The following is a 1,377-nucleotide window of genomic DNA, read 5'->3' on the forward strand; positions in this document are numbered from 1 at the left end:
AGGGCCGCAGTGCCTTCCGGACGTGGATGTACCGGCTGGCCACCAACCGGGCCCGCTCGGCGTACCGCAGATCCCGCCCGGTCGCGGCGGGCGACAGCACCGACGTGCTGGCCGACGTGGCCGACCCGCGCCGGACCAGCATGGTCGCGACGACCCGGCTGGACCTGCTGGACGCCCTGTCCCGGCTGCGGCCGGAGCTGGCCGAGTCGGTGGCCCTGCGCGACGTGCTGGACCTGAGCTACGCCGAGATCGCGGCGCTGCACCAGGTGCCGGAGGGCACCGTCAAGTCCCGGATCCACCAGGCCCGGCGGGAGTTGCGCAAGCTGCTGACAGCCTGATGGGGCCACCGCGAGCGGTGACCCCATCATCGGCAGTGCTGTGCCGTCTGGTTACTCGTTCAGCGAGCAGGTGCCGAACTTCTCGAGACCCTCGGGCTTCGGCGCGTTGCGGCCGATCGCCGTCTCGATCCGGTTGAGGGTCGCGACCCGCTTGTCGGCCAGCGGGCCGAGGATCGCGTTCTGGATGAACGCCGGGCCACCCTGGCCGACGCTGGACGCGATCCGCGCGTTCGCCTCGGCGATCTGGGTGTCGAGCAGCTCCAGGTTGCGGGTGACCTCGGCCGCCGCCTGCGCCGGGATGGCCGGCAGGCCGGTCACGTCGGGGCAGTTGACGGTCGGCAGGGAACCCGCGTTGTTGTTGCCACCGGCATTGTTGCCACCGGCGTTGTTGCCGGCCGGGACGGTCGCCGGCTCGGGAGCCGCGTTGCCGCCGCCGTTCTGGTTGAGCGAGCACGTCGCCAGGGCGTTCACGTTCAGCACCGGCTTCGCGGCGTTACGGCCGATCGCCGTGGCCATCCGGTTGATGGTCGCGACGCGCTTGTCCTTCAGCGGGCCGAGGATCGCGTTCTGGATGAAGTTCTTGCCACCCTCACCCTGGCTGGTGATCAGGCGCTTGTTGGCCTCGGCGATCTGCGTGTTCAGCAGGGCCAGGTTGCGCTGGATCTCCGCCTGGGCCTGCGCCGGCACGGCACCGAGCGAACCGGCGACGGCCGGGCAGTTGACCGTGGGGGCGGTGGATTCGTCGGCGGATGCCACACCCAGGCCGACGCCGACGAGTGCCACGGCGACTGCGCCTACACCGGCGATCTGCCAGCGCCGGGCGGGAGTACGGGAGCGATTCATTCTGTCGCCTGAGCCTTCCTGTCGTAGGACCTCGGTCCTCAATACGGAAGCGCTCCCAGAATGGATCAAAACAATTTTCAGACCTCCGGCAGCGGCCCGGCCGCACCCACGACCTCCCAGCTGACGCCCGGCGCCAGCCGGTACGGACCGGTCGCCACCAGGGCACCGATGGCCTTGCGGAGGCGGGAGACCTCGG

At 70.6% G+C, this 1,377-nt stretch carries 2 protein-coding genes; one reads left to right on the plus strand and one right to left on the minus strand.

Annotation, left to right across the window (positions count from 1 at the left end):
* A partial coding sequence (locus AB0C29_RS48590; protein ID WP_360835179.1) for an RNA polymerase sigma factor occupies window positions 1-338 on the plus strand: 338 nt, incomplete at its 5' end.
* A 51-nt stretch (window positions 339-389) separates the two neighbouring features.
* Here AB0C29_RS48590 and AB0C29_RS48595 read toward each other — a convergent pair.
* Window positions 390-1,181, minus strand: coding sequence for a hypothetical protein (locus AB0C29_RS48595; protein WP_360835181.1), 792 nt, complete (start codon window positions 1,179-1,181; stop codon window positions 390-392).
* Window positions 1,182-1,377 lie beyond the last annotated feature (196 nt).

Source organism: Actinoplanes sp. NPDC048791 (assembly GCF_040650095.1).
In the GTDB taxonomy this organism is placed as follows: Bacteria; Actinomycetota; Actinomycetes; order Mycobacteriales; family Micromonosporaceae; genus Actinoplanes.

What these genes read in the sequence shown, in the direction of transcription:
- AB0C29_RS48595 (WP_360835181.1), bottom strand. Translation starts at nt 1,181, where the DNA reads ATGAATCGCTCCCGTACTCCCGCCCGGCGCTGGCAGATCGCCGGTGTA.